Origin of the sequence: Streptomyces sp. NPDC020742, from assembly GCF_040641675.1 — a bacterium.
In the GTDB taxonomy this organism is placed as follows: Bacteria; Actinomycetota; Actinomycetes; order Streptomycetales; family Streptomycetaceae; genus Streptomyces.
On the sequence record NZ_JBFAEA010000022.1, the window covers coordinates 16,693 to 42,440 of the forward strand.

General features: G+C 74.5%; 23 protein-coding genes and 2 pseudogenes. 18 read left to right on the forward strand and 7 right to left on the reverse strand.

The features are described from left to right. Window positions 1-46: 46 nt before the first annotated feature. The gene (locus AB0G84_RS28445; RefSeq protein ID WP_361326923.1) at window positions 47-1,051 is read right to left on the reverse strand and encodes a PP2C family protein-serine/threonine phosphatase; all 1,005 of its coding nucleotides are present in this window, start codon (window positions 1,049-1,051) and stop codon (window positions 47-49) included. Between the two features lie 319 nt (window positions 1,052-1,370). Here AB0G84_RS28445 and AB0G84_RS28450 point away from each other — a divergent pair. From AB0G84_RS28450 to AB0G84_RS28465, 4 genes and pseudogenes are all read left to right on the forward strand, one after another. After that, window positions 1,371-2,429 (forward strand): annotated as a pseudogene (locus tag AB0G84_RS28450) (NAD-dependent epimerase/dehydratase family protein); the annotation flags it as partial. Continuing rightward, a complete protein-coding gene (locus AB0G84_RS28455; RefSeq protein ID WP_361326926.1) occupies window positions 2,409-3,251 on the forward strand; it encodes a glycosyltransferase family 2 protein in 843 nt (280 codons plus the stop codon). The pseudogene AB0G84_RS28450 and the gene AB0G84_RS28455, both read left to right, overlap by 21 nt. Then, window positions 3,248-3,922, forward strand: coding sequence for a DUF2064 domain-containing protein (locus AB0G84_RS28460; RefSeq protein ID WP_361326728.1), 675 nt, complete (start codon window positions 3,248-3,250; stop codon window positions 3,920-3,922). Before AB0G84_RS28455 ends, AB0G84_RS28460 begins: the two co-directional genes overlap by 4 nt. Continuing rightward, window positions 3,919-4,407: pseudogene (locus AB0G84_RS28465) on the forward strand (methyltransferase domain-containing protein); the annotation flags it as partial. The gene AB0G84_RS28460 and the pseudogene AB0G84_RS28465, both read left to right, overlap by 4 nt. A gap of 157 nt (window positions 4,408-4,564) precedes the next feature. On the opposite strand, the gene AB0G84_RS28470 reads toward AB0G84_RS28465, so the two are convergent. Both AB0G84_RS28470 and AB0G84_RS28475 read right to left on the reverse strand, forming a co-directional pair. Next, the gene (locus AB0G84_RS28470; protein ID WP_361326929.1) at window positions 4,565-5,053 is read right to left on the reverse strand and encodes a hypothetical protein; all 489 of its coding nucleotides are present in this window, start codon (window positions 5,051-5,053) and stop codon (window positions 4,565-4,567) included. A 194-nt stretch (window positions 5,054-5,247) separates the two neighbouring features. Next, a complete protein-coding gene (locus AB0G84_RS28475) occupies window positions 5,248-6,498 on the reverse strand; it encodes a molybdopterin-dependent oxidoreductase (protein WP_361326731.1) in 1,251 nt (416 codons plus the stop codon). A gap of 198 nt (window positions 6,499-6,696) precedes the next feature. On the opposite strand from AB0G84_RS28475, the gene AB0G84_RS28480 reads away from it, so the two are divergent. Continuing rightward, window positions 6,697-8,028, forward strand: a complete 1,332-nt coding sequence (locus tag AB0G84_RS28480) for a hypothetical protein (RefSeq protein WP_361326932.1) — start codon at window positions 6,697-6,699, stop codon at window positions 8,026-8,028. Between the two features lie 25 nt (window positions 8,029-8,053). Here the strand turns inward: AB0G84_RS28480 and AB0G84_RS28485 are convergent, their stop codons facing one another. The 3 genes from AB0G84_RS28485 to AB0G84_RS28495 all read right to left on the reverse strand — a co-directional run bounded on the left by AB0G84_RS28485 (window position 8,054) and on the right by AB0G84_RS28495 (window position 10,982). Further along, window positions 8,054-8,305 carry a hypothetical protein gene (locus tag AB0G84_RS28485; RefSeq protein ID WP_361326934.1) on the reverse strand — a complete coding sequence of 84 codons (252 nt, stop codon included), beginning with the start codon at window positions 8,303-8,305 and terminating at the stop codon, window positions 8,054-8,056. Between the two features lie 214 nt (window positions 8,306-8,519). Beyond that, complete coding sequence (locus AB0G84_RS28490; RefSeq protein WP_361326734.1) at window positions 8,520-9,713, reverse strand: serine hydrolase domain-containing protein; 1,194 nt, start codon at window positions 9,711-9,713, stop codon at window positions 8,520-8,522. A 453-nt stretch (window positions 9,714-10,166) separates the two neighbouring features. Next, window positions 10,167-10,982: a lipase family protein gene (locus AB0G84_RS28495; protein WP_361326737.1), complete on the reverse strand. Its 816-nt coding sequence runs from the start codon at window positions 10,980-10,982 to the stop codon at window positions 10,167-10,169. 265 nt (window positions 10,983-11,247) lie between these two features. Here AB0G84_RS28495 and AB0G84_RS28500 point away from each other — a divergent pair, with 265 nt between their 5' ends. From AB0G84_RS28500 to AB0G84_RS28540, 9 genes are all read left to right on the forward strand, one after another. Continuing rightward, entirely contained in the window at window positions 11,248-11,634 is a 387-nt protein-coding gene (locus tag AB0G84_RS28500) for a hypothetical protein (protein ID WP_361326740.1), read from the forward strand. Between the two features lie 200 nt (window positions 11,635-11,834). Next, entirely contained in the window at window positions 11,835-12,389 is a 555-nt protein-coding gene (locus AB0G84_RS28505) for a 2Fe-2S iron-sulfur cluster-binding protein (RefSeq protein WP_361326937.1), read from the forward strand. Beyond that, window positions 12,386-13,402 (forward strand): xanthine dehydrogenase family protein subunit M, encoded by a 1,017-nt coding sequence (locus AB0G84_RS28510; RefSeq protein ID WP_361326940.1) that lies wholly within the window; start codon window positions 12,386-12,388, stop codon window positions 13,400-13,402. The genes AB0G84_RS28505 and AB0G84_RS28510 overlap by 4 nt, the downstream gene beginning before the upstream one ends. A 76-nt stretch (window positions 13,403-13,478) precedes the next feature. Beyond that, a complete protein-coding gene (locus AB0G84_RS28515) occupies window positions 13,479-15,590 on the forward strand; it encodes a xanthine dehydrogenase family protein molybdopterin-binding subunit (RefSeq protein ID WP_361326743.1) in 2,112 nt (703 codons plus the stop codon). A gap of 187 nt (window positions 15,591-15,777) precedes the next feature. Next, entirely contained in the window at window positions 15,778-16,323 is a 546-nt protein-coding gene (locus AB0G84_RS28520) for an ATP-binding protein (RefSeq protein ID WP_361326746.1), read from the forward strand. Window positions 16,324-16,490: 167 nt separating this feature from the next. Further along, window positions 16,491-17,027 (forward strand): hypothetical protein, encoded by a 537-nt coding sequence (locus AB0G84_RS28525; RefSeq protein WP_361326749.1) that lies wholly within the window; start codon window positions 16,491-16,493, stop codon window positions 17,025-17,027. A gap of 200 nt (window positions 17,028-17,227) precedes the next feature. Further along, a complete protein-coding gene (locus tag AB0G84_RS28530; protein WP_361326752.1) occupies window positions 17,228-17,590 on the forward strand; it encodes a hypothetical protein in 363 nt (120 codons plus the stop codon). A 102-nt stretch (window positions 17,591-17,692) separates the two neighbouring features. After that, entirely contained in the window at window positions 17,693-18,901 is a 1,209-nt protein-coding gene (locus AB0G84_RS28535) for a PLP-dependent cysteine synthase family protein (protein ID WP_361326755.1), read from the forward strand. After that, entirely contained in the window at window positions 18,898-20,196 is a 1,299-nt protein-coding gene (locus tag AB0G84_RS28540; RefSeq protein ID WP_361326758.1) for an MFS transporter, read from the forward strand. Before AB0G84_RS28535 ends, AB0G84_RS28540 begins: the two co-directional genes overlap by 4 nt. Window positions 20,197-20,286: 90 nt before the next feature. Here AB0G84_RS28540 and AB0G84_RS28545 read toward each other — a convergent pair whose 3' ends face one another. Continuing rightward, a complete protein-coding gene (locus AB0G84_RS28545; RefSeq protein WP_361326761.1) occupies window positions 20,287-21,189 on the reverse strand; it encodes a class I SAM-dependent methyltransferase in 903 nt (300 codons plus the stop codon). A gap of 229 nt (window positions 21,190-21,418) precedes the next feature. Between AB0G84_RS28545 and AB0G84_RS28550 the strand changes: the two genes are divergently transcribed. From AB0G84_RS28550 to AB0G84_RS28565, 4 genes are all read left to right on the forward strand, one after another. Continuing rightward, on the forward strand, window positions 21,419-23,476 hold the full coding sequence (locus AB0G84_RS28550; protein ID WP_361326764.1) for a phosphocholine-specific phospholipase C: 2,058 nt from the start codon (window positions 21,419-21,421) through the stop codon (window positions 23,474-23,476). Window positions 23,477-23,677: 201 nt separating this feature from the next. Then, complete coding sequence (locus AB0G84_RS28555) at window positions 23,678-24,736, forward strand: aldo/keto reductase (protein WP_361326767.1); 1,059 nt, start codon at window positions 23,678-23,680, stop codon at window positions 24,734-24,736. A 143-nt stretch (window positions 24,737-24,879) separates the two neighbouring features. Beyond that, entirely contained in the window at window positions 24,880-25,311 is a 432-nt protein-coding gene (locus AB0G84_RS28560; RefSeq protein ID WP_361326770.1) for a cupredoxin domain-containing protein, read from the forward strand. 11 nt (window positions 25,312-25,322) lie between these two features. Next, window positions 25,323-25,745: a hypothetical protein gene (locus AB0G84_RS28565; RefSeq protein ID WP_361326773.1), complete on the forward strand. Its 423-nt coding sequence runs from the start codon at window positions 25,323-25,325 to the stop codon at window positions 25,743-25,745. The last annotated feature ends 3 nt before the right edge of the window (window positions 25,746-25,748 follow it).

The window sequence follows — 25,748 nt, forward strand, 5'->3', positions numbered from 1 at the left end:
CCGCCGGCCGGGAACCACGCCGGCCCGTCCCCGGAGTGACGCGCCCTCAGCGGTCCGCCCGGTAGCGGACCAGCAGCATCGCGGCGTCGTCGTGCAGCGGCCCCTCGGCGTGCTCGACCAGGTCCTCACGGACCGCCCGCAGCGCGGTCTCCGGGTCGGGGTCCTTCAGATGGGCCGCGCGGTCGTCGAGGGGGTAGAACCGGCCCGCCGCATCGCGGGCCTCGGAGACCCCGTCGGTGTAGAAGAGGAGCTGATCGCCGGGGGTGAACGGCACCCGGTAGGGGAGCGGGTCACCGGAGCCGTGGGCGGTGAGGCCGAGCGGCAGCGCCCGGTCGGGCGGCGCGGCGAAGGCGACCGTGCCACCGGGGCGGACGACCAGCGGCGACGGATGGCCGTAGTTGAGCAGCGTCGCGTCCGGGCCGTCGCCGATCTCGGCGAGCACCGCGGTGACGAAGCGCTCGCCGGACAGGTGGCGGTTCAGGGCCCGTTCGACGCGCTGCCCGACGGCCGGCAGGTCCGGCTCGTCGTGCGCGGCCTCCCGGAACGCGCCCAGCACCACCGCCGCGCTCTCCACGGCCTCCAGGCCCTTGCCCTGGACGTCGCCGACGATGATCCGCACACCGGCCGGCGAGGTCACCACCTCGTACAGATCGCCGCCTATCCGGGCCTCGGCCACCGCCGAGGTGTAGGAGACCGCGATCCGCAGCGGGCCGGCGCTGCGCGGCACCGGCCGCAGCAGTACGCGCTGGGCGACCTCGGCGATCGAGCGGACGCTGGCCAGCTCCGCCTCCCGACGCTGCCGCATCACCGCGGCGACCAGCCCGGCCGCGGTCACCCCGGCCACCGACAGCAGCGCGGTCAGCCCGCGCCGGCTCTCGAAGAGGCCGCTGTGCACGCCCAGGCCGAGGCAGAGGACGAAGGCGGCCAGCCCGACCAGCAGGGTCCGCCGCCAGCCGCCCACCAGCCCGGCGAACGCGGGCCCCAGCGACACCAGGGGCAGGAAGCCGACCTCCGGACCCGCGACCAGGTCGACGGCGCTGACGACGCCCATGACCGCGTAGGGGAGCACGGACAGCACTCGGGAGCCGGTGCGTCGCTCCCCGTTCTCCACGGCCAAGGCGTTCTCCGAGGGTGTCCTGGGTGATCGGGCAAGGGGAGCGGCCGGCCGTCGGAGTGTCCGGAAACCGGCCCCGGCCCCCGAGCTGAGCATAGGCAGGGTATGCCGCATCGAAATACCTCGAATGGCCCTGTTACCGAATTGCTGTGGCCATGGTGATCAATCGGTCATCGAAACCGCCGGACCTTACGGAGCCATGACGCGACGGCCGCACCGCGCGCCGGAAGGCCGGATCGCGCTTAGCGTGACCGGCATGCGCGTATTGGTCACCGGCGGTGCCGGATTCATCGGATCGCAGGTCGTCGCGGCGCTCGCCGCCCGCGGGCACGAGCCCGTCGTCCTCGACGCCCTGTTGCCCTCGGCCCATCGGGAACCGCCGCCGGACCGCCCGGGGGAGCGCCGGATCGTCGCCGACGTACGGGACCGGGCGGCCGTTGCCGAAGCCCTCACCGGTGTCCACGCGGTCTGCCACCAGGCGGCGATGGTCGGCCTCGGCAAGGACTTCGCGGACGCGCCCGACTACGTCGGCTGCAACGACCTGGGCACCGCCGTCCTGTTGGCCGCGATGGCCGAGGCCGGAGTCCACGACCTGGTGCTCGCCGGCTCGATGGTGGTCTACGGCGAGGGGCGCTACACCTGCCCCCGGCACGGGGTCGTGCGCCCCGGACCGCGGGCCGCCGCCGACCTGGACGCCGGGCGGTTCGAGCCGCCCTGCCCGCACTGCGCCGCTCCGTTGCGCCCGGGCCTGGTCGGCGAGGACGCCCCCACCGACCCCCGCAACGTGTACGCCACCACCAAGCTCGCCCAGGAGCACCTGGCCGCCTCCTGGGCGCGGGCGACCGGCGGCCGGGCCGTCGCCCTGCGCTACCACAACGTCTACGGCCCCGGGATGCCGCGCGACACCCCCTACGCGGGGGTCGCCGCCCTCTTCCGCTCGGCGCTGGCCCGAGGCGAGCCGCCGACCGTCTACGAAGACGGCGGTCAGCGGCGGGACTTCGTCCATGTCCGCGATGTCGCGGCGGCCAACGCGGTGGCCCTGGAGGCCCTGCCGGACCGGGCGGCGGGCACCCTGACCGCGTACAACACCGGCAGCGGGCGGCCGCACACGGTCGGCGAGATGGCCCGCGCCCTGGCGGCGGCGTACGGCGGGCCGGCGCCGGTGGTGACGGGGGAGTACCGGCTGGGCGACGTACGGCACATCACCGCGTCCTCGCAGCGGATCGCCGAGGACCTCGGCTGGCGGGCGGAGATCGGATTCACCGCGGGAATGACGGAGTTCGCGCGCGAGGAGATGCGCCCGACGGCCGACCCGAACGGCCCGACCGCCCCGGCTGCCCAGGTCGGCCCGGCTGCTCTGACCGGTCCTGCTGCCCCGGCCGGTGCTGTGGGGCGGGCGACCGCCGTCGCCCGCCCGGCCGTTGCCCGCCCCGCAGCCGTCCCTCCCGCCCCGGTGGACGTCGTCCTGCCCTGTCTGAACGAGGCCGCCGCGCTGCCCTGGGTACTGGCGCGGATCCCGCGCGACTGGCGGGCGATCGTCGTGGACAACGGCTCCACCGACGGCTCCGCCGAGATCGCCCGTGGCCTCGGCGCCACCGTCGTGCACGAGTCGCGCCGCGGTTTCGGCGCCGCCTGTCACGCCGGACTGCTGGCCGCCGACGCCGACATCGTCTGCTTCTGCGACTGCGACGCCTCACTCGACCCGGCGCTGCTCACCCCGTTCGTCCGCGCGGTCCGTGACGGCGCGTCCGACCTGGTGCTGGGCCGCCGCCGTCCCGAAGGGCGCGGCGCCTGGCCGCCGCACGCCCGGGCCGGCAACCTCGCGCTGGCCCGGATGCTGCGCCGGCGCACCGGACTGCGGCTGCACGACCTCGGCCCGCTGCGCGCCGCCCGGCGCACCGCGCTCCTCGAACTCGGCCTCACCGACCGCCGCAGCGGCTACCCCCTACAGATGGTCGTCCGGGCCGCCGACGCCGGCTGGCGCATCGAGGAGCGCGAGGTGCCCTACCGGCCGCGCACCGGCCGCTCCAAGGTCACCGGGACCTGGCGCGGCACCTGGCAGGCGGTCCGGGACATGCGCACCGTCCTCAACCAGCCGCCGATCGCCCCCCGAACGCAGGAGCCGACACCCCGATGACCGAGCCCGAAGCACGCGCCCAGCGGCCGGCTGCCGGTCCGACGACGGTCCTGGTCATCGCCAAGGAACCGCTGCCCGGCCGGGTCAAGACCCGGCTCACCCCGCCCTACACCCCCGCCGAGGCCGCCGAGCTGGCCGAGGCCGCGCTGTACGACACCCTCCAGGCCGTCCGCGCCATGCCCGCCCGGCGGCGGGTGGTGGTCCTCGACGGCCGGCCGGGGGGCTGGCTGCCGGCCGGCTTCGACGTCCGGCCGCAGTGCCCCGGTGGCCTCGACGAGCGGCTGGCCGCCGCCTTCGCCGGCAGCACCGGACCGACGCTGCTCATCGGCATGGACACCCCCCAGGTCACCGCGCGGCTCCTGGCCCCCGCCCTGGCCCCCGGCGCCTGGGACGACTGCGACGCCTGGCTCGGCCGGGCCGAGGACGGCGGGTTCTGGGCGCTCGGCCTGGCCACGCCCGACCCCCGGCTGCTGCGCGGCGTCCCGATGTCCACCTCGCGCACCGGCGCCGCCCAGCACGACCGGCTGACCGCCGCCGGCCTGCGGGTGCGCGAACTGCCGCCGCTGTGCGACGTCGACACCGCCGCCGACGCCGAGCGGGTCGCGGCCACCGTGCCCGGCGGCCGGTTCGCCGCCACCCTCGCCCGGCTGCGTCAGGGCGCCCGCCGATGACCTCCGCCGTATCGCCCACGACCCGTGCCTCCTGGGGCGCCGACCCCTACGCCGATGCCCTCCGCAGCGGCCGCGGCCCGCTCTTCCTGCGCCGCAGCGACGGCTGGCTGCTGCCGCTGGAGGTGGAGCGCTGGTGCGCCGGGCCGGACGCGGCCGACCGCTCCGCGCTGCGCCGCTGCGAGGGCACCGTCCTCGACATCGGCTGCGGCCCCGGACGGCTGGTCGCGGCGCTGACCGCACAGGGCCGGCGGGCCCTCGGCATCGACCTCAGCCCGGCAGCGGTGGCCCGTACCCTCGCGAGCGGGGGCGCCGCGCTGCATCGCTCGGTCTTCGACCCCCTCCCGGACGAGGGGAGGTGGGGCACCGCGCTGCTCCTCGACGGGAACATCGGGATCGGCGGCGACCCGCGCGCCCTGCTCGCCCGGGCGGCCCAACTGGTCGACCGAGGCGGTCTGCTCCTGGTGGAGACGGTCCCGGTGGACATCGATGAGCGGGTCCAGGTCCAGGTCGACGGCGGGTACCGTGCCCCGCACGGCGGCCACTGCGCGGCGGGCGAGCCCTTCCCCTGGGCCCGGGTCGGCACCCGGGCCCTGCTGGAGCACGCCGCCGCCACCGGCTGGACGCCCGCCGAGCGGTGGACCGTCACCGGCCCGACGGACCGGCCCCCGGGCGCCGACGAGCGGTGCTTCGTCGCCCTGCGGCAGCGTCCCGCGCTCCCCGCCCGCCGCGCGGTCGGAGCGTACGCAGCAGCAGCCACAGGGCGGACGCCGCGAACAACGCCGCGGTGACCAGCAGCCAGCGGGGCAGGAACACCCCGGCGGGCAGCCCGGTCACCGCCTCGTAGTGTGCCGCCGAGTCGCCCCCGGTCGAGCCCGCGATCAGCGGGAACCACACCAACAGCAGCAGCCCGGACAGCGCGGCCGGGACCCGGACGTACCCGGTCCAGGCCCGTTGCCGGGCGCTGCCCGCGGTGTACCGGGCCAGCGCCCGGTCGGCGAGGGCGTACAGCGGCAGCAGCACCAGATCGTGCAGCAGCGCCGCTCCGACGAACCAGACCACGACCAGCGGCCACTGACCGCCGGCCAGCAGCCGCACCCCGGCGTACCCGGCCAGCGCGAACGAGGCGAGCATCAGCACCAGATGCAGCGGACCCTCGCCGTACCAGTGCTGACGGACCGCCAACTGCCGTACCCGCCCCACTCCTTCACCCCACCCCTGCCGCACTCGCCGGGCTCCTTCACTCCACCCCTGCCGCACTCGCCGGGCTCCTGCACGCCACCCCTGCCGCATGCGCCGGGCTCCTGCACACCACCGCTTGCGCACCGTCACCACTCCCCGAACGTCAACCGCGACACCCACTTGGTGTTGAGCACCCCGGGCGCCCCCGGGACGATGATCCGCGCCGGATAGCCGTGGTCGAGGGAGAGCTCGGCGCCGCCCACCCGCAGTGCCAACAGCGACCGGGGATCGCGCACCTGGTTGTCGCGCAGCGCGGCCCGGCGGAACGCGCCGTGCAACTGCAGCGACTCCACCAGCACACCGGGCGGCCGGTCGCCGAGCCCCACCAGCGCCGCGAGGTCCCGCAGCGGTACCCCGCTCCACCGCTGGTCGTCGGTCGACCAGCCCTCCACACAGGCGATCGGCAGCGCCGCGGTGTGCTGCGGCAGCGCCAGCAGCTCGGCCCGCCCGAGCACCGCCCGCCGCCCGCCGCCCTCGACCGTCAGCCGCCAGTCCTCGCCGGTGTCCTGGGCCCTGACCCCGAGCACCGCGGCCGACTTGTTGATCTGGAAGCCGTTCGGGCCGCTGCCCGGATCGCGGCCCCCGTGCGGCGCCAGCAGCGCCGTACGACGCCACCGGCCGCCGATGCTCTGGCCGGCGGTCGTCACCAGCAGCACCAGCGACCCGGCGCCGACCAGGCCCAGCGCGCCGCGCCGGGTCACCGTCGGCGGGGCCGGGCGGACGGCGACCAGCCCGGTGTCGTCCGCGTCCGCCGTGGGGTCGGTCCGCTCCCGCAGCGCCCGTACGGTCCGCGGCATCCGGAGCGCCACATGGGCGGCGAACGCGCCGATGAACACCCACGCGCCGTAGAAGTGCAGCGGATAGAACGAACCGGGGAAGACGTACTCCAGCTGGATGTTGAGCAGGCCGGTGACGAACTCGAAGAGCGCCCCGCCCACCAGCAGCAGCAAGGACAGCCGCTCCAGTGCGTGCCCCAGGGACCGGGCCGGCGGCAGGGTGAACAGCTTCGGGACCACCGACCACAGCTTCGCCAGCAGCACCGGCACCAGCGCGACGCCGACGGTGACGTGCAGGCCCTGGGTGACCCGGTAGAGCCAGTAGGGGCCGGTCGGCCAGTCGAAGAGGTAGAAGCCCAGCAGTCCCTTGCTGGGGGTCTTGTCGTTGACGCCGCCGGCCAGGTCCGGGTTGTACGCGGCGTACGACAGCAGACCGGTCACGAACAGCAGCGTGATGCCGGCCAGCAGCACGGCGCCGAGCAGTGCGGTCAGCCGTGGGCCGCGCAGCGGACTGCGCCAGAACGAGGGCGAGGTCGGGGGAGTGAGGCGGTGTGCAGCCATGCCGCGAACGGTAGGCGCGTCCGGGGCCGCCGAGGGGTGACGACCCATGACGAAACGCTGACGTCAGCGGATCGGCGGCGTCCGGCGGTGCCCCCGGCGGCCTAGCGTGCCGGTGTGACTCCGCGACCGACCTCCGAAACCCCCGCCGGTGCGGCGCCCCGCGCGACCCCCGAACAGCGCGCGTCCGACCGCGCCGACCTGCTGGCCGCCGCGGCCGGTGCCCTGCTCGTCGTGCTGGCCGCCGTCGTCGGCACCGTCATCCAGCACGCCAACGGCAGCCTGCACGTCAACTGGCCGCCGTTGTACGCCTCGTGGTTCCCCCACGTGGGGCCCGGGACCCCCGCCGCGCTTCTGGTGGCCGCCCTGGTGGTCCTCTACGGGCCGGCCCTCGCCGCCCGGCTGCCCTGGCGCGCGCTGCTCGTTGCCGCATGGGCCGCGTCGCTGGCCTGGACCTGGTCACTGGCCCTCATCGACGGCTGGCAGACCGGGGTCGCCCGCCGCCTCACCACCATGTACGAGTACCTGACCGTCATCCGCCGCTTCGACGACCTGGGGCCGGCGCTGCGCGGATTCACCGGCCACATCCTCAACAACGCGCCGGACCACTGGCCCGCCCATGTCGCGGGGCACCCGCCGGCCGCGGTGCTCACCTTCGTGGGACTGGACCGCATCGGCCTGGGCGGCGGTGGCTGGGCCGGCGCCTGGTGCCTGACCACCGGCACCACCGCCGTGGCCGCGGTCCTGATCGCCCTGCGCGCCCTGACCGACGAGTCCCTGGCCCGCCGGGCCGCGCCGTTCCTGGTGGTGGCCCCGGCCGCGGTCTGGGTGGGCACCTCCGCGGACGGGTACTTCGCCGCCGTCGCGGCCTGGGCCCTGGCGCTGCTCGCCCTCGCCGCCACCCGCCGCACCCCCAGCCCCGCGGCCGCCGCCCTGGCCGCCGGGCTCCTCCTCGGCCTGACCTGCTACCTGTCCTACGGACTCACCCTGATCGTGCTGATCGCCGCGGCGGTGCTGTGGCTCGCGCGGACCGCGCGCCCGCTGCCCTACCTGGTGGCCGGGGCGGCGGCCGTCGCGCTGGCCTTCACCCTCGCCGGCTTCTCCTGGTGGGAGGGGTACCGGCTGCTGGTCGAGCGCTACTACCAGGGCGCCGCCTCGGTCCGCCCGTACGCGTACTGGATCTGGGGCAACCTCGCCTGCACCGTGCTGATCACCGGCCTGGCCACCGTCGCCGGTCTGCGGCACACCGCCCTGGCGGCGCCCGCCGCGGTGCGGCAGTTGCGCCCCTCCGCCGGGCCCCACACCGACCCGGTCGGCCGGCTGGTCGTCCTGGTCCTGGCCGCGCTGGCCGCCCTGCTGATCGCCGACCTCTCCGGCATGAGCAAGGCGGAGACCGAACGGATCTGGCTGCCCTTCGCCTGGTGGCTGCTGGCGGCCTGCGCGCTGCTGCCGGTGGCCCGCCACCGCCGCTGGCTGGCCGCGCAGACGGCGCTGGCGCTGCTCCTCAACCACCTGCTCTACACCGGCTGGTGAGCGCCCCGCGAGGCGTGCCGCCGGGTCAGGCCAGATACGGCCGGGTGGAGTTCACCCGCCCGGGGCGCAGGATCCGGATCGGGCCGAGGTTGCAGGAGGGGCAGTCGGCGCGGGTCAGCGGGGAGGCGACCCGGACGCCGTGGGCGAAGTAGTCGGCACGCCGATGGCCGGACAGATCCGTGGTGTGCCGGATCTCGTACTCCTCTTCCCAGCCGTGTCCGCAGTGCAGACAGACGAACGCATACGCCTCGTGAACCGTCTCGGTGTCCCGTTCCATGGTCACCACGCCCTCTCCCCGGACCCGCCGCGCTGCACCGGGGCCGGTTGCCTGCCGCACCTTCCATTATGGCGCTGTGCCCCGGCGCCCGCGGGGCCGGATTTCCGACCGGGCCCCGGCCGGTCCCGGCGGCGGCCGGGGCCCGGTCGCCCCAGCGGTCGGCCGCCGCCAGCAGTGGTCGGCCGTCGCCAGCCCTGGTGGACCCGGGCCGCGGTCAGCGCCCGGTCCCCGGCAGTGCCCGGTACACCGCGGCGACCAGGTTGCTGCTTCGCGGATCCTCGCCGGTCGTACCCCCGCCGTACCTGTTCATGGCGTACGCGTACGACACTCGGTTCTCCGGGTCGGCGAAGGCGTACGAGCCGCCGGCGCCGCCGTGTCCGAAGGCCCGCGGGTTGGGCCCGGCCTGGCCCCGGTGGTTGAGCATGTAGCCGAGGCTCCACTGGAGCCCCGCGCCCGTCGGGCCCAGTGCGTCGATGGTCAGGTCGGGCTCGCCGGGGCGGGTCTGCAGCCGCCGCATCGCCGCAAGTGTGGTCGGCCCGACGAGCCCGCCGCACGCCAGCGCGCCGTACACCGTCGCCAGGCCGTGGGCCGAGGCGTGCGCATTGCCCGCCGGGATCTCCGCCGCGCGGTAGGCGGCGCTGTTGACGTCGCCGGTCGGGATGGACGTCAGGGCCAGCATCACCACGGCCAGCGGATGGTCGGCGAGGGACCGGAACGGCGGCCGGGGCGCGCCGGGGAACTGCTCGGCGAGCCGCGCCTCGTCCAGCTGCCCGACCATGTCCGCACAGGACGCGTGCTCCTCGGCGGGGGTGCCGATGAACACCCGGGCGCCCAGCGGCCCGGTGATCTCGCTGCGCAGGAACGCCCCCAGGGACCGCCCGGTGATCCGCCGGACGACCTCACCGACGAGGTAGCCGAAGGTCACCGCGTGGTAGCCCTGCGCGGTGCCTGGTTCCCACCAGGGTGCAGTGGCCGCCAGGGTGGCGCACACCGCGTCCCAGTCGTAGGCGCACCCCGCCGGCAGCGGCTCGCGGGGCGCGATCAGGCCGGCGCGGTGGCTCAGCAGCCAGCGGACCGGGATGTCCTCCTTGCCGGCCCGGGCGAACTCCGGCCAGTAGCGCGCGACCGGCGCATCGAGGTCCAACTCGCCGCGGTCGACGAGGAGATGGGCGCACAGCGCGGTCATCCCCTTGGATGTCGAGTAGACATTGACCAGGGTGTCGCGCTCCCAGGCGCGGGTGCGGGCGGCGTCCGCGTGCCCGCCCCACAGGTCGACCACGGTCTCGCCGTCCACGGTCACCGCGACCGCCGCGCCGACCTCGCCGTGCTCGCTGAAGTTGCGCTCGAACGCCTCCCGCACGCCGGCGAAGCCCGGTGCGCAGTGGCCGCTGACGGTGGCTGCTCCCACGGTGGGTCTCCTCGCATCGTCCGTGTGCGGTCGTCCGGGGACGTCGTACGCGCGTACGACGTCCCCCTCGGATCCGTCGGATCCCATCGGATGATCCGCCCAGGTCGATGCCCCTGGCAACGATGTGGGTCCGGACGGCGCAGCGAGGCGTGTCCCCGTGGGCCGGCACGGCCGCAGCCGGCCAGGGCTGGAACCGGCCAGGGCTGGAACCGGCCACGGCCGGCGGTGGGCGAGGAGAGGCCGGGCGGGCTGGAGGAGAGTCCGGCGGGAGGAGGGGCGGGCCGGAGTGGGGCAGCGCGGGAGGGGAGGCGGAGCCGCAGGAGGTAGGGCCGGAGGAGGGGCAGGGGCGGAGGCGAGGCGCGGAGGTGAGGCGCGGACGGTGGCGAGGAGAGGCAGGGCTGGGGGGAGAGCGGGCGCGGCCGGAACTCGCCGCGGTCGACGTCACCCGGCCGGTCAGTTCTGGTTCTTCTCCAGCGCGTTGAGGTAGGCGCCCATGAAGTGGTCGCGGACGCCGTCGGAGGCGGGCGCGAGCACATCGGCGGTGTAGCCCTTGGCATGGTCCACCAGGCCACTGATCACCGGCATGGTGGGGTGAATGGCGCCCCGGGAGTCGATGTAGCGCAGTGCGGAGACATGGTGGAAGGGCTCCGTCGGCAGCTGGGGCACGATGTCGTTGTTGTTGACGAAGCGGTACATCCGGTCGGCGTAGGCCGTGTTGAACGCCTGTGACAGCTGCCGGTCGCAGGTACGCGGCTGGCCGAAGGTGTACACACCGGTGGCCGTGACGAACGGCTCCTCGAAGTGCAGCCGGGCGCCGGCGAGCATCGCCAGTGCGCCGCCGAGGCTGTGGCCGGTGAACCACACCGTCTGGCCGTTGTCGCGGAATCCGTCGAGGGCGGCGCGCACCTGCGGCCAGACGCTGTCCAGCGCCTCGCCGAAGCCGTGGTGGACGTATCCCGTGCCGCCGGGGCCCGGGCGCGGCGGCGTGGTGGCGTCCGACAGCCAGTCGCGCAGGTTCGCCGGCTCGGTGCCCCGGAACGCGGTGATGATCATGTTCTCCCCGCCGAGGGTGTACGCCTGGGTGTCCTCCAGGGGGAAGGGCGGGCGGAACGTCGTGTGATGGTGGCGGACCCGGTCGAATCCCCAGGTGCGGGCGGTGTCCTCGATGGTCTTCTCATCCTGGTACGCGAGCTCGGAGGCGCGCGCCAGACACAGCGCGTGGCGCAGGGAGTAGCCGGTGGTCCGCTGGTCGATGGTGCCGCTGCTCAAGGGGTGCTCCTCGGGTGGTGGCGGGCGTGCTGCGGTGGGTGAGCGGGCTGTGGTCGAGGGCGCGATCGGAGCCTTCGGCGCTGCCGTGATCAGCGGTGATTACGGAAAGCCCGCTCTGACTACTCAGAGTAATGATCCGGCGTGGCGCCGCAAGGGTGCGCCCGTTCAAACCACTCGTTCGAGCCTCGGGTCGCACACACCGGGCCGTCGGGCGAGCCTGGATACGACCGGCCCGGAGGAAGGCCCGCAGAGGAAGGCCCCCACAGTGAACAGCGCGGATCAGGCGTCACATGCGGAACACGTATCGGCCGAGGTGGTCGTGGAGCTGGAGAGCTGTGCGGCACAGGACGCACACGCCGTCTTCAGCGCGCTGAGCACCTCCTTCGCCTCCGACCGGGCCGCCGACGACGTACCGGAGGAGATGGCCGGGCCGGGAGCCACCGTGTGGACCTCGACCTTCGACGTGAGCGAGCTCAAGGCCGAGGCCGAGCCCCGGCGGCTGACCGCGCCCGTCATCGTCAGCCTCCAGGGCGGCTACTGGGCGGTCGACCAACTGTGCAAGGGCCTGGAGCCGGCCTTCGCCGTCCGTCTCCTCGGCATGGCCGCCGGCGACCAGGAGAAGGAGGTCGAACTGCGCCTGGAGACCCGCTGACCCGGGCCGCAACGGCGTACCGGGCCACGAGCCGGCGCAGTGGGGGCGAACGGGAGACAGCCCACGGGCCGGCGCGGTGGGGGTGGGGGAACGGGATACACAGCCCACGACCCGCATCGGAAAGGCAGGAGCCAGTGGAGCCCACCGACCGACCGGCCGACGTCGCTGGAGCGCCGCCGGCCGCCGAGCACCACTCCGAGCTGGTGCTGCACCTCAACGGCACCCCGTACGCACTGACCCTGGACCACCGCACCACGGTGCTGGACGTGCTCCGCGAGCACCTCGGCCTCACCGGCGCCAAGAAGGGCTGTGACCACGGCCAGTGCGGCGCCTGCACGGTGCTCGTCGACGGCCGGCGCGCCAACAGCTGTCTGCTGCTGGCCGTGGCGCAGCAGGGGCGACGGATCACCACCGTCGAGGGCCTGGCCGAAGACGACCGGCTGCACCCCCTCCAGGAGGCCTTCCTGGAACGCGACGCCCTCCAGTGCGGCTACTGCACCCCCGGCCAGATCTGCTCGGCCCTCGGCGTGCTGGCGGAGGCCGCCGACGGCTTCCCGTCCCACGTCACCCCGCCCGCCACACCCGCCGGAGCCCCGGTGGAGCTCACCGCGGACGAGATCCGCGAGCGGATGAGCGGCAACCTGTGCCGCTGCGGCGCCTACCCCCGGATCGTCGAAGCGGTCGCGGACGCCGACGCGGAGGTCCGCGACCGGGCCGCGGCCGGCTGTCCCACGGACGAGGGGGTGGCGTGGTGAAGCCGTTCGGATACCTGCGCGCGGGCAGCGTCGAGGAGGCGGTACGGGCCGCCGACGGGCAGCCGGGCGCCCGGTTCCTGGCCGGCGGGACCAACCTCGTCGACCTGATGAAGCTGGGCGTGGAGACCCCGCGGCTGCTCATCGATGTCACCCAGCTGCCCCTGGACCGCATCGAGGAGCTGCCGGACGGCGGCCTGCGGATCGGCGCCATGGTCCGCAACAGCGACCTCGCCGCGGCCGTTCCGGTGCGCGAGCGCTACCCGGTGCTGTCCCAGGCGCTGCTGGCCGGCGCCTCCGGACAGCTCCGCAACACCGCCACCACCGGCGGCAATCTGCTCCAGCGCACCCGCTGTCTGTACTTCCAGGACACCTCCAAGCCCTGCAACAAGCGCGCCCCGGGGAGCGGCTGCCCGGCCCGTGACGGCGTCCACCGCGACCTCGCCGTGCTGGGCCACTCCGAGCACTGCGTCGCCACCCAGCCCTCGGACCTGGCGGTCGCGCTGGCCGCCCTCGACGCCACCGTCCACCTGCACGGCCCGGACGGTGAACGGAGCGTGCCGGCCACCGACTTCCACCGCCTGCCGGACGACCACCCGGAGCAGGACACCGTGATCCGGCCCGGTGAGTTGCTCACGGCCGTGCAGCTTCCCCCGCTGGACGCCGGAGCGCGCTCGCGCTACCGGAAGGCCCGCGACCGCGCCTCGTTCGCCTTCGCGCTGGTCTCGGTCGGCGCCGTGCTCGACGTCCGGGACGGCACCGTGGTGAGCGCCGCGTTGGCGTTCGGCGGGCTGGCACACCGGCCGTGGCGCGCCCGCGCGGCCGAGGAGGTGCTCACCGGCGCGCCCGCCACGAAGGACACCTTCGCCCGTGCCGCCGAGGCCGAACTCGCTGCCGCCCGCCCGCTGCGCGACAACGGCTTCAAGGTGCCGCTCGCCCGCAACCTCGCCGTCGAGGTGCTGACCGGCCTGGCGGAGGCCGCCCAGCACACCCCGGGCCCGTCCCGCCCCACCTGACCGCCCCCGCCCCGAGAAGCCGTCCCCGGATCCGCCCCGAGGAACCGCCCCCGGCCCCACCCCAAGGACTCGCACCATGACCTCCCAGTTCCCGCAAGGTCCACCCCCGTACCCGGTGGGCGCGCCCCTCGTCCGCCGGGAGGGCCGCGAGAAGGTCACCGGGACCGCCCGCTACGCGGCCGAGCACACCCCGCCGGGCTGCGCCTACGCCTGGCCGGTGCCGGCGACCGTGGCCCGCGGCCGGGTCGCCGCCGTGGACACCGCCGAGGCCCTCGCGCTGCCCGGTGTCCTCGCGGTGCTCACCCATGAGAACGCGCCCCGCCTCGCCGCCGTCGACGACCCCACCCTGCTGGTGCTCCAGAACGACCGGGTCCCGCACCGCGGCTGGTACGTCGCGCTCGCCGTCGCCGACAGCCTGGAGACCGCGCGCGCCGCCGCCGCGGCGGTGCACGTCCGCTACGAGACCGACGGCCACGACGTACGGCTGCACCCCGGGCATCCGGGGCGGTACGAGCCGGAGCGGGTCAACGGCGGCTACCCAGCGACCCGGGACCGCGGCGACTTCGCGCGGGCCTTCACCGACGCCCCGGCCACCGTCGACGCGACCTACTCCGTCCCGCCGCTGCACAACCACCCCATGGAGCCGCACGCCTCGACCGCCTGGTGGAGCGACGGCCGGCTCACCGTGTACGACACGAGCCAGGGGTCCACCAAGGTCTGTGAGGACCTCGCCGCGCTGTTCACCCTGGACGAGGACGAGGTCACCGCCGTCTCCGAGCACGTCGGTGGCGGGTTCGGCTCCAAGGGCACCCCGCGTCCACAGGTCGTGCTCGCCGCGATGGCCGCCCGGCACACCGGACGGCCGGTCAAACTCGCCCTGCCCCGCCGCCAGATGCCCGCGGTCGTCGGCCACCGCGCCGCCACCCTCCAGCGGATCCGCATCGGCGCGGGCACGGACGGCGTCATCACGGCCTTCGCGCACGAGTGCCTCACCTACACCTCCACGCTCACCGAGTTCGTGGAGCAGGGTGCGGTGCCCGGCCGCATCATGTACACCTCGCCGCACAGCCACACCACCCACCGCGTGGTCCCCCTCGACGTACCGGCCCCCTCGTGGATGCGGGCGCCCGGCGAGGCCCCGGGGATGTACGCCCTGGAGTCCGCCGTCGACGAACTCGCCGTCCTGCTGGACATCGACCCCGTCGAACTGCGGATGCGCAACGAGCCGGACACCGAGCCGGACAGTGGTCGCGCCTTCAGCAGTCGGCACCTCGTGGGCTGTCTGCGGGAGGGCGCCGAGCGCTTCGGCTGGCAGCCGCGCGACCCGCGGCCGGGCGTACGGCGCGAGGGCGACCTGCTGGTGGGCACCGGCGTCGCCTCGGCCACCTACCCCGTCTACCTCGCCGCCTCCGCGGCCGAGGCGCACGCCGGTGCCGACGGCGGCCTCACGGTCCGCATCAACGCCACCGACATCGGCACCGGCGCCCGCACCGTCCTCGCCCAGGTCGCCGCCGCCGCGCTGGGCGTGCCCGAGGAGCGGGTCCGGGTCGTGATCGGCAGCAGCGACCTGCCGCCCGCGATGCTGGCCGGCGGCTCGGCCGGCAGCGGGTCCTGGGGCTGGGCGGTCCACAAGGCGTGCACGGCGCTGCGGGCCCGGCTGCGGGACCATGTGGGGCCCCTCCCCGAGGACGGTTTCACGGTCACCGCGGACACCCGCCAGGAGACGTCCGAGCGCTCCCCGTACGCCCGGCACGCCTTCGGCGCCACCTTCGCCGAGGTCCAGGTCGACACCGTCACCGGCGAGGTCCGGGTGCGCCGTATGACGGGGGTCTACGCGGCCGGACGGATCCTCAACTCCCGTACGGCGCGCTCCCAGTTCATCGGCGGGATGACGATGGGACTGGGCATGGCGCTGACGGAGGGCAGCGGTCTGGACCCCGCCTTCGGCGACTTCGCGGAGTGCGATCTGGCCTCCTATCACGTGCCGGCGTGCGCCGACGTCCCGCGGATCGAGGCGTACTGGCTCGACGAGGAGGACCGGCACCTCAACCCGATGGGCAGCAAGGGCATCGGGGAGATCGGCATCGTCGGCACCGCGGCGGCGATCGCCAACGCCGTCCGGCACGCCACCGGCGTCCGGCTGCGCGACCTGCCGCTCACCCCGGACAAGCTCCTGGCGCACCTGTGAGGCGCCGGGGACCACCGGAGTCGGGCGAGCGCACGGGACTCCGGCGGCTCAAGATCAGTTGCGGATGTCGCGACGCCGGGTCACCATGACAAATGACCCATACGTGATAGATGCTCACTCTTCGTGTTTCGGGGTTCGTTGGTCCAACGAGGTGAAGGGCGTGAGCCTCGCGGTGAGGAGCCACGACATGACACTTCCCAGCGATCGGCACTACACGGTCGAATTGCACGCTTCGGCGGAGCGCGTGCCGCAGATCCGGCGGATCCTCGCCGCGCACCTGCGGTACTGGCATCTTGAGCTCCATATCGAGCCGGTGTGCCGGGGAGTGGCGGAACTCCTGACCAACGTCCATCGCCACATCGGTCCGGACGCCCGCTGCGTCGTCGAACTCCGCTGGTCCGGCCGCCACCTCACGGCCTCCGTGGCCGACGAGGGCCCCCGGCTGCCGAAGCTGTCCAGTGCCGCCGGCGGCGGACTGGTCAAGGTGGCGGCGCTGAGCGACAGTTGGGGCACCTGCGGCACCCCGGACGGCAAGGTCATCTGGTTCACCCGGCGGGTCGAGGCCGCCCGCAAGACCCCGCTCACCGGCCGCACCCCGCCGCGCAGCGTCCCGGACGCCAAGGGGGAGCCGGCGGTGCCGCCGGTCCTCCCGGCCGAGCCGCTCGTCGAGCCCGTGGCCCCGGCCGTCGCCGGCGACCCCGCCCCGGCGGCGGCCGCGGTGTCCTTCGCCTGACACCGGTACCTGGCACACCGTCGCCTGCCCCTGCCCCTGCCCCTGCATCTGGCGCACCGTCACGTGGTGGTGACGCCACCCTCGCGCGGCGCGCCGTCGGGGCCGATATCCGACGGCTCCGGCAGGGGATGCCCGGCAGGGCGGCCGGCCGCGGTTACGATCGCGCCATGGCAACGGCTCGGTCGGGCAACGGCAGGACCCGGAACCGCGGTTCAGCGGTCCCGTTCCGCCTGCTGTGGCTGGCCACGCTGCTGCTCGGGGTGCTGCTCGCGCACGGTGCGCGGGCGGAGAGCGCCGAGGGGCATCTGGTGAGTTCGCTGCCGGCCGCCGCCGCGGCCCCCGCCGCCACGGGCCACGGGGCCACGGACGCCACGGCCGTGAAATCCCGTGCCCTGCACGCCAAGGGCCTGGACCCCCGGGGCATGGACTCCCGCGCCGCGGCCCCCGCCGCCGGTGGCCCGCTCGTCCCCGACGACAGCGGGTGCGCAGGGCACCCGGACCGGTCCCCGTCGCACTCCCACGAGCTGTGCGTCTCGGCCCCGCCGCAACAGGGCGGCGCGCTGGCCGCCCCCTGCGTCCGCGCCGTACCGGGCGGCGCCCTCCGGCCCACCCCGTCCTCGGTCCGGTGCGGCTCCGCCGTGGGCGCCGCTGCCGTCCGCCCGCCGCTGCATAGCGCCACGGGTTCCCCCGTCCAGCAGGTGTAGAGCGCTGTCCCGTTGGCCTCCGTGTTCACAGAGGCCAACGGGACACCCCGTGGATTCCGGCCATTCCGGAGCCCCCCTGCTGATGCCGTCCGTCCGCGCCCGCGTTCGCCGCGCGCCGCGCCGCGACGCGGCGGCGGACACCCGGAGGACCCGTGCCCGCCCGCACCCCGTATCGCCGTCCCCCTTGCCCCGTACCGCCGTTGCCGTTACTGCCGCTGCTCGCCCTCGGCCTGCTGCTGGCGCTCTTCCCGTGCTCCGACGACGCCGACGGGCACCACCGTCCGGCCGTCCCGGTGGCCTTCGCACCCCAGCAGCCCGGCCCCACGGCCGCGCCCGTCACCCACCACGACGACGGGCACCCCGCCGCCTGCGCACCCGGACCGTCCGGACACCTCCCGCAGGGGCGGCCGGCGTCGGACGGGCAGGGCGGCGGACCCACCACCGGGGGCGCGGTGCTGGTACCGCCCGGCCGGTCGGACGCCGCCCGTAGACCGGGCGTGCCGCCCGGCCGCGCGCACAGCGGCCGGTCCACCCTCGCCGCCCTCTGCCGGTGCCGGATATAGGAGCCCGCGGCCGCTTCCGTCGCCCGCCGGCGCGCCCGACCGCGCCCGTGCGACCGACGCGGAACGAGCGTCCCAGCCCTTCGCACCGAACGAGAGCAGCTCATGCACACGACTCCCACCGCCGCCGGCTCCGGATCCTCCGGCATCCCGGGCGCCCCGGTCGCGAGCCCGGTCCCCGCACCCGCGGTCCGGGACCGCTCCTTTGGCATCCCCGGCCTGGTCGGCAACACCCCCGTCCTGTACCTCTCCGAGCCGCTGACCCCGCCCGGCCGCGGCTTCTGGGCCAAGCTCGAAGGCCGCAACCCGGGCGGCATCAAGGACCGGCCCGGTCTGCACATGGTCGAACGCGCCCGCGCCCGCGGGGAGTTGCGGCCCGGTGCGCGGATCATCGAGTCCACCAGCGGGACCCTCGGCCTCGGCCTGGCGCTCGCCGGGATGGTGCACGGCCACCCGGTCAGCCTGGTCGCCGACCCCGGACTGGAGCCCGCCATGACCCGGCTGCTGACCGCCTACGGAGCCCAGGTCGAGGTGGTGTCCGCACCGCATCCGACCGGTGGCTGGCAGCAGGCCCGCCGCGACCGGGTCGCGCAGCTGCTCGCCGGACATCCCGGCTCCTGGTGCCCCGACCAGTACAACAACCCCGACAACACCACCGCCTACCTCCCGCTGGCCCTGGAACTCGCCTCCCAACTGGGCCATATCGACGTCCTGGTGTGCAGCGTGGGCACCGGCGGGCACTCCGCCGGCGTGTCCCGGGTGCTGCGCCAGCTCTACCCGGAGCTGCGGCTGGTCGGCGTCGACACCATCGGCTCGACCATCTTCGGGCAGCCCGCCCGCAGCCGGCTGATGCGCGGCCTGGGCTCCAGCATCTATCCGCGCAACGTCGCCTACGACCAGTTCAGCGAGGTCCACTGGGTCGCGCCGGGCGAAGCGGTGTGGACCTGCCGCCGGCTGGCGTCCTCGCACTACGCCACCGGCGGCTGGAGCGTCGGCGCGGTCGCGCTGGTGGCCGGCTGGCTGGCCCGCACCAGCCCGCCGAGCACCCGTATCGCGGCCGTCTTCCCCGACGGCCCGCAGCGCTATCTCGGCACCGTGTACGACGACGAGTACTGCGCCGCCCACGGCCTGCTCGACGCCCCGCCGGCCGAGGCGCCGCAGGTCCTGAGCCACCCGGGGGAGCGGGAGGTGACCACCTGGAGCCGCTGCGCCCGGGTCGTCGATCCGCTCGGCCGGCCGGCCGGGACGGCGGATGGTCCCTCCGCCGACGCCGCACCGGCCCCCGCCGGGCGCGCACCGGAGGTGGCCCGATGAGGGGGCAGCTGACCCAGGTGCGGTCCTACGAGCGCAGCGTCCAGCTGCTGATGGTCAATCAGTTCACCATCAACCTCGGCTTCTACATGCTGATGCCGTACCTGGCGGCGCATCTGTCCGGGACGCTGGGCCTGGCCGGCTGGCTGGTCGGACTGGTGCTGGGCGTGCGCAACTTCAGCCAGCAGGGGATGTTCCTGGTCGGCGGCACCCTCGCCGACCGGTTCGGCTACAAGCCGCTGATCGTCGCCGGGTGCCTGCTGCGTACGGCCGGGTTCGCCACGCTCGGCCTGGTGGACTCGCTGCCCGCGCTGCTGGCGGCGTCCGCGGCCACCGGGCTGGCCGGCGCGCTCTTCAACCCGGCGGTGCGGGCGTATCTGGCGGCCGCGGCCGGGGAGCGCAGGCTGGAGGCCTTCGCGCTGTTCAACGTCTTCTACCAGGCGGGGATCCTGCTCGGCCCGCTGGTCGGCATGGTGCTGACCGGCATCGGCTTCCGGGTCACCTGCCTGGTGGCCGCGGGCGTCTTCGCGCTGCTGAGCCTGGTGCAGATCAGGGCGCTGCCGTCCCGGGCGGACGGCGCGGAGCGGACGGACGGCGCCGACCGGCGGACCGGTGTGCTGTCCCAGTGGCGGGGGGTGCTGGCCAACCGGCCGTTCCTGCTGTTCTCCGCGGCCATGACCGGCTCGTACGTGCTCTCCTTCCAGGTCTATCTGGCGCTGCCGCTGGAGGTGCGGCGGCTGGGCGGCGAGGGGACGTTCGGCACGGCGGCGGTGGCGGTGCTGTTCGCGGTGTCCGGGCTGAGCACGATCCTGGGCCAGACCCGGGTCACCCGCTGGTGCAGGGCCCGGATGCCGGCCGGGCGCGCCCTCGCACGGGGGGTGCTGACCATGGGCCTGGCCTTTGTGCCGCTGCTGGTGGCCGGTGCGCTGCCGGTGCCGGACGGTGGCCCGGGCCGCTGGGCGCTCGCGGTCGTCCCGCCGGCGCTGAGCGCCCTGCTGCTCGCCGTCGGCACGATGATCACCTACCCGTTCGAGATGGACACCATCGTCCGGCTCTCCGGGGACCGCCTGGTCGCCACCCACTACGGGCTCTACAACACCCTCTGCGGCATCGGCATCACCCTGGGGAATCTGCTCACCGGTGCCGCGCTGGACGCCTCCCGCGCCGCCGGTCTGCCCGCCCTGCCCTGGCTCGCCCTGCCGGCGCTGGGGCTGGCCTGCAGCGCCGCGCTCCACGGACTGCACCGTACCGGCCGGCTCGCCCGGTCGCCCCGGGCGCCGGAGGTGGTGCCGGGCTGAGCCGTCCGGTGGCCGCCCGGTCCGCCCGGCCTCGGGCGTACCGGCGGCCACTGGCCAACCCGCCTACTGCGAACCGCCCTTGACGTACCGTCATGGCCGCACTGCGGTCACCAGCCACGCGGCACCGCCGAGCAGCACGCCGTCCGGGCCCTGGTGGCCGGCCAGGGCGCCGCGCAGGGCGGCCAGCGCCTCGTCCCGCCGCTCCGCACCGATCCCCTCGAACATCGCCCTGCTCATCGGCATCTCCAGCAGCGAGGCCACCACATCGTCCGGATCGGCGCCCATCCACAGCGGCTCGTCGACGGCGCGCACCGCGATCCGCTGGAAGCCTGCGCCGGCCAGCAACGCCCTGATCCGGTCGGCGTCCTCCAGGGAGAACGGCCCGGGAGCGCCCGGTGCCCCGAGGTCCGGAAGCTGCACATACGGCGCCAGCGCGCCGAACGGCACGGAGAGGTACGGGTTCTCCGGCAGCCCGCGCCAGCACAGGAACGCCAGCCGGCCCCTGGGGCGCAGGGCCCCGGCGATACGGGCGAACGCCGCCGCCGGGTCCGCGAAGAACATCACCCCGAAGCGGCTGATCGCGAGGTCGAAGTCACCCTGCCGGAAGGCGTACACCTGCGCATCGGCCTGCGCGAAGGTCACCTGCCGCAGCCCGGCGGCGGCCGCCCGACCCCGGGCCGCCGCCAGCATCTGCCCCGACAGGTCGACCCCGAGCACCGAGCCCCCGGTCGCGATCCGCGCGGCGGCCAGGGTCGTACCACCGGCGCCGCACCCGATGTCCACCACCCGGCTCTCCGGCCGCAGCCCGGCCGCCGTCAGCAGGTGCGGAGTCAGGTGGCGAAACCGCCGCTCGGTGCGGTCCTGCTGCCGGGTCCAGAACTCCCCGTCCGCGCCGTTCCAGGCCTCCGCCTGCGCGGCGTTGCCCGGCGCGACGGTCCCACCGGGCGCCGATCTTGCGCCGGCATCCCTGCTCTGGTGGTGATTGCGGACCATCACACGCTCCTTGCCCGAATTGTTCCACGTCTGATGGTGCCCGGCGCCCCGGCCGGGGATTTCGTCCTGCGTACCGCGATGTGTCACACCAGGGACACCCCCTCTTCCCTACCGCTCGTTCCTCTTGGAACACTCTGTTGACCGTTGTTTGATCAACACTCCACATCCGCGCAACCACCCACCCCCACACATCGCGAACTCCCGCACTTTCGAAGAGGTTCCCAGTCCCATGCCTGAACTGAATCGACGGCGTTTCCTCCAGATCGCCGGCGCCACCGCCGGCGTCTCGGCGCTCTCCAGCAGCATCGCCCGTGCCGCGGCCATCCCCGCCAAGCGGCGCACCGGCTCCGTCAACGACATCGAGCATGTCGTGATCCTCATGCAGGAGAACCGTTCCTTCGATCATTACTTCGGCTCGCTGAAGGGCGTCCGCGGCTTCGGCGACCCCCGCCCGCTCACCCTGGAGAGCGGCAAGTCGGTCTGGCACCAGCCCGACGGCGGCAAGGACGTGCTGCCCTACCACCCGGACGCCGACGACCTCGGCATGCAGTTCATCGCGGGCCTCGACCACGAGTGGGCGGGCGGCCACAAGGCCTGGAACGACGGCAAGTACGACAGCTGGATCCCGGCCAAGGGCACCGGCACGATGGCCCACCTGACCCGTAAGGACATCCCGTTCCACTACGCGCTCGCCGACGCCTTCACCGTCTGCGACGCCTACCACTGCTCGTTCATGGGGGCCACCGACCCCAACCGCTACTACATGTTCTCGGGCCACGTCGGCAACGACGGCTCGGGCGGCGGCCCGGTCCTGGACAATGCGGAGGCCGGCTACAGCTGGACGACGTACCCGGAGCGGCTGGAGAAGGCCGGGATCTCCTGGAAGGTCTACCAGGACATCGGCGACGGCCTGGACGCCGACGGCAAGTGGGGCTGGATCGAGGACGCCTACCGCGGCAACTACGGCGACAACTCGCTGCTGTTCTTCAACCAGTACCGCGACGCCAAGGCCGGCGACCCGCTCTACGACAAGGCCCGCACCGGCACCAACGCCAAGCAGGGCGACGGCTACTTCGACCTGCTCAAGGCCGACGTCAAGGCCGGCAAGCTCCCCCAGGTCTCCTGGATCGCCGCCCCCGAGGCCTTCTCCGAGCACCCCAACTGGCCGGCGAACTACGGCGCCTGGTACGTCTCGCAGGTGCTGGACGCGCTCACCTCCAACCCCGAGGTGTGGAGCAAGACCGCCCTGTTCATCACCTACGACGAGAACGACGGCTACTTCGACCACGTCCTCCCGCCGTTCTCGCCGGCCTCCGCCGACCGGGGCAAGTCGACCGTGGACACCTCGCTCGACTACTTCTCCGGCGACGCCAAGTTCTCCGCCGGCCCCTACGGCCTCGGTCAGCGCGTCCCGATGCTGGTCGTCTCCCCCTGGAGCACCGGCGGCTTCGTCTGCTCCGAGACCTTCGACCACACCTCCATCATCCGGTTCCTGGAGCGCCGCTTCGGGGTGCACGAGCCGAACATCTCGCCCTGGCGGCGCGCCATCTGCGGCGATCTGACCTCGGCCTTCGACTTCTCCCTGGAGAACACCAAGCCGGCCGCGCTCCCGGACACCGACGGCTACCAGCCGCCCGACAAGAACCGGCACGACAGCTATGTGCCCAAGCCGCCGGCCAACCCGGTGCTGCCCAAGCAGGAGCCGGGCTCCCGCCCCGCCCGCCCGCTGCCGTACGCGCCGCTGGTCGACGGCTCGGCCGCCCCGGCCGAGGGCCGCTTCACGCTGACCTTCAGCGCCGGCGACAAGGCCGGTGCCTGCTTCACCGTCACCGCGGGCAACCGCACCGACGGCCCGTGGACGTACACCACGGAGGCCGGCAAGAAGATATCCGACACCTGGAACACCGCCTACTCCAAGGACGTCTACGACCTGTCGGTCTTCGGCCCCAACGGCTTCCTGCGCACCTTCAAGGGCGAGGGCAAGAAGACCGGACCCGAGGTGACCGCCCGTCATGACGCCACCGCCGGCCGGATCGTCCTCAAGCTGACCAACCCCGGCACCAGGGACGTGCACCTCACCGTCGCCAACGCCTACGGCGGCGCGCGGGAGACCTTCCCGGTCCGTGCGGGCGCCACCGTCGAGCGCCCGATCGACCTGCGGGCCGGCAAGCGCTGGTACGACCTGACGGTCACCTCCGACACCGACAAGACGTTCCTGCGCCGGTTCGCCGGCCATGTCGAGAACGGCGAGCCGGGCGTCAGCGACCCCGGTCTGATCACCGGCTGAGGCCGGACGGAGGACGGTGCGCCGCACCCGGCACGGTCCGGGTGCGGCGCACCGCTGTGCGGGCCCGCCGGCAGCGGCCGGTCCCGGCCCCCGCTCCGCCGCCCGGTGCGACCCGGCGAACGGTCCGCGCGCCTTGCGTTGAAGCGCGCTCCAGCTCCTAGCGTGGCGCGCACGACCCGAGCGAAGGGAACAGGGAACTCCGTGCGTTACACACTGTTCGGCAAGACCGGCTTGCGGGTGAGCGAGCTCAGCCTGGGCACCATGACGTTCGGCGCGGGGCCGGGCTGGGGCGCCGACAAGGAGACCGGCGGCCGGATCCTCGACGCCTACGCGGACGCCGGCGGCAACTTCATCGACACCGCCAACAACTACGCCGGCGGCGCCTCCGAGCAGATCCTCGGGGAGCTGCTGCACGGCCGCCGGGACCGCTTCGTCCTGGCCAGCAAGTACAGCTGCGCCACCCGCAAGGGGGATGTGAACGCCGCCGGCAACCACCGCAAGAACCTGGTCCGTTCGGTGGAGGACAGCCTCGTCCGACTGCGCACCGACCACCTCGACGTGCTGTGGGTGCACGCCCGGGACCAGTTCACCCCGGTCGAGGAGGTCATGCGGGCGCTCGACGACCTGGTGCGCACCGGCAAGGTGCAGTACCTCGGCGTCTCCGACTGGGCGGCCTGGGAGATCGCGCAGGCCAACACGCTCGCCGAACTGCGCGGCTGGACCGCGTTCGCCGGCTCGCAGCTGCGCTACAACCTGCTGGAGCGGACCCCGGAGCGGGAACTGCTGCCGCAGGCCCGCGCCTTCGACCTGGCGGTGCTGGCGTGGGCGCCGCTCGCGGCCGGCAAGCTGACCGGCAAGTACCGGCGCGGCGGAACCGGCCGGCTCGACGTCTCCGGTCCGTCCGCCACCCGGGACCACAACGAGGAGGAGACCGTCACCGCGGTGGTGGAGATCGCCGAGCAGGGCGGCTGGACCCCGGCGCAGGTGGCGCTGGCGTGGCTGCGCAGCCGGCCCGGCACCGTCATCCCGATCATCGGCGCCACCGGGGAGACGCAGCTCGCCGACAACCTCGCGAGCACCGACGTCGCGCTGGACGCCGATGCGCTGGCGCGGCTGGACCGGACCAGCGCGGTGGAGCTGGGCTTCCCGCACGACTTCCTGCGGGAGCCGGGGATCGTCGAGAACGTCTACGGCGACCGCTGGGACGCCATCGACGACCGGCGCTCGACCCACCGCCGCACGGTGCACGGCGTGCGCTGAGCCGCCCCGGCCCGCCCGCGGGGCCGGATACGCCGAACGCCGCCGCCCGGATGGCCGGGTGGCGGCGCCTGCGCTCTAGTGGGGAGGGCGTGGCCCGCCCGGGCCGCACTGAAGGAGACCGACGCCCCATGAGGAAGGCTCCCATGAGGAACACCGCCAGGACGGCGCTCACCGCGGTCACCGCCGCCCTGATCGTCACGGTGGCCGGCGGCTGCTCGGGCGGCACCGGCGGCACCGCCCCGTCGAAGTCCCCGGCGCCCTCGGTCTCCCACGGCCCATCGGGAGCGCACAGCCCCGGCGCCACCGGACCCAGCGTCACCGCGCCGGCCCGGATCACCATCAAGGACTTCGCCTTCAAGCCGGCCACCCTGACGGTGCGCCCCGGCGCCAAGGTCACCGTCGTCAACGAGGACTCCACCGCGCACGACGTCAGCGCCACCGGCCCCAAGGCCTTCGACACCGGCACCATCGAGCCTGGCAAGACCGTGACCTTCACCGCGCCCACCAAGCCCGGCAGCTACCCCTACGTCTGCGACATCCACCCGTACATGAAGGCCACGCTCAGCGTGCGCTGAGGGACCCGCCGATGACGCCGACCCGTGCGGGTGCGACCACGGTGGCCCGGCTGCTGGCCGCGGCCGGGCTGGCGCTGGACGCCTGGGTGCACGCGGCGCTGGCCGGCCGCTATGACGCGATCACCGCGACGCTCAGCCAGGGCACGCTGTTCCGCGTCGAGGCCGCGCTGGCCGCGCTCGCCGCCCTGCTGGTGCTGGTGCTGCGCCGGCCGGGGGCTGACGCCTTCGCCTTCGCGGTGGCGGCGGGCGGGCTGGCACTGCTGCTGTTCTACACGTATGTGCACCCCGGGCGGCTGGGGCCGGTCCCGGACATGTACGACCCGCGCTGGTTCGGTGACAAGAAGCTCGCGGCGCTGGGCCAGGCGGTCACCGTCCTGGCCACCGTGCCGCTGCTTGCCACCCGCGAGCGCGCGGACCGCCGGCACCGCAGATGAGGG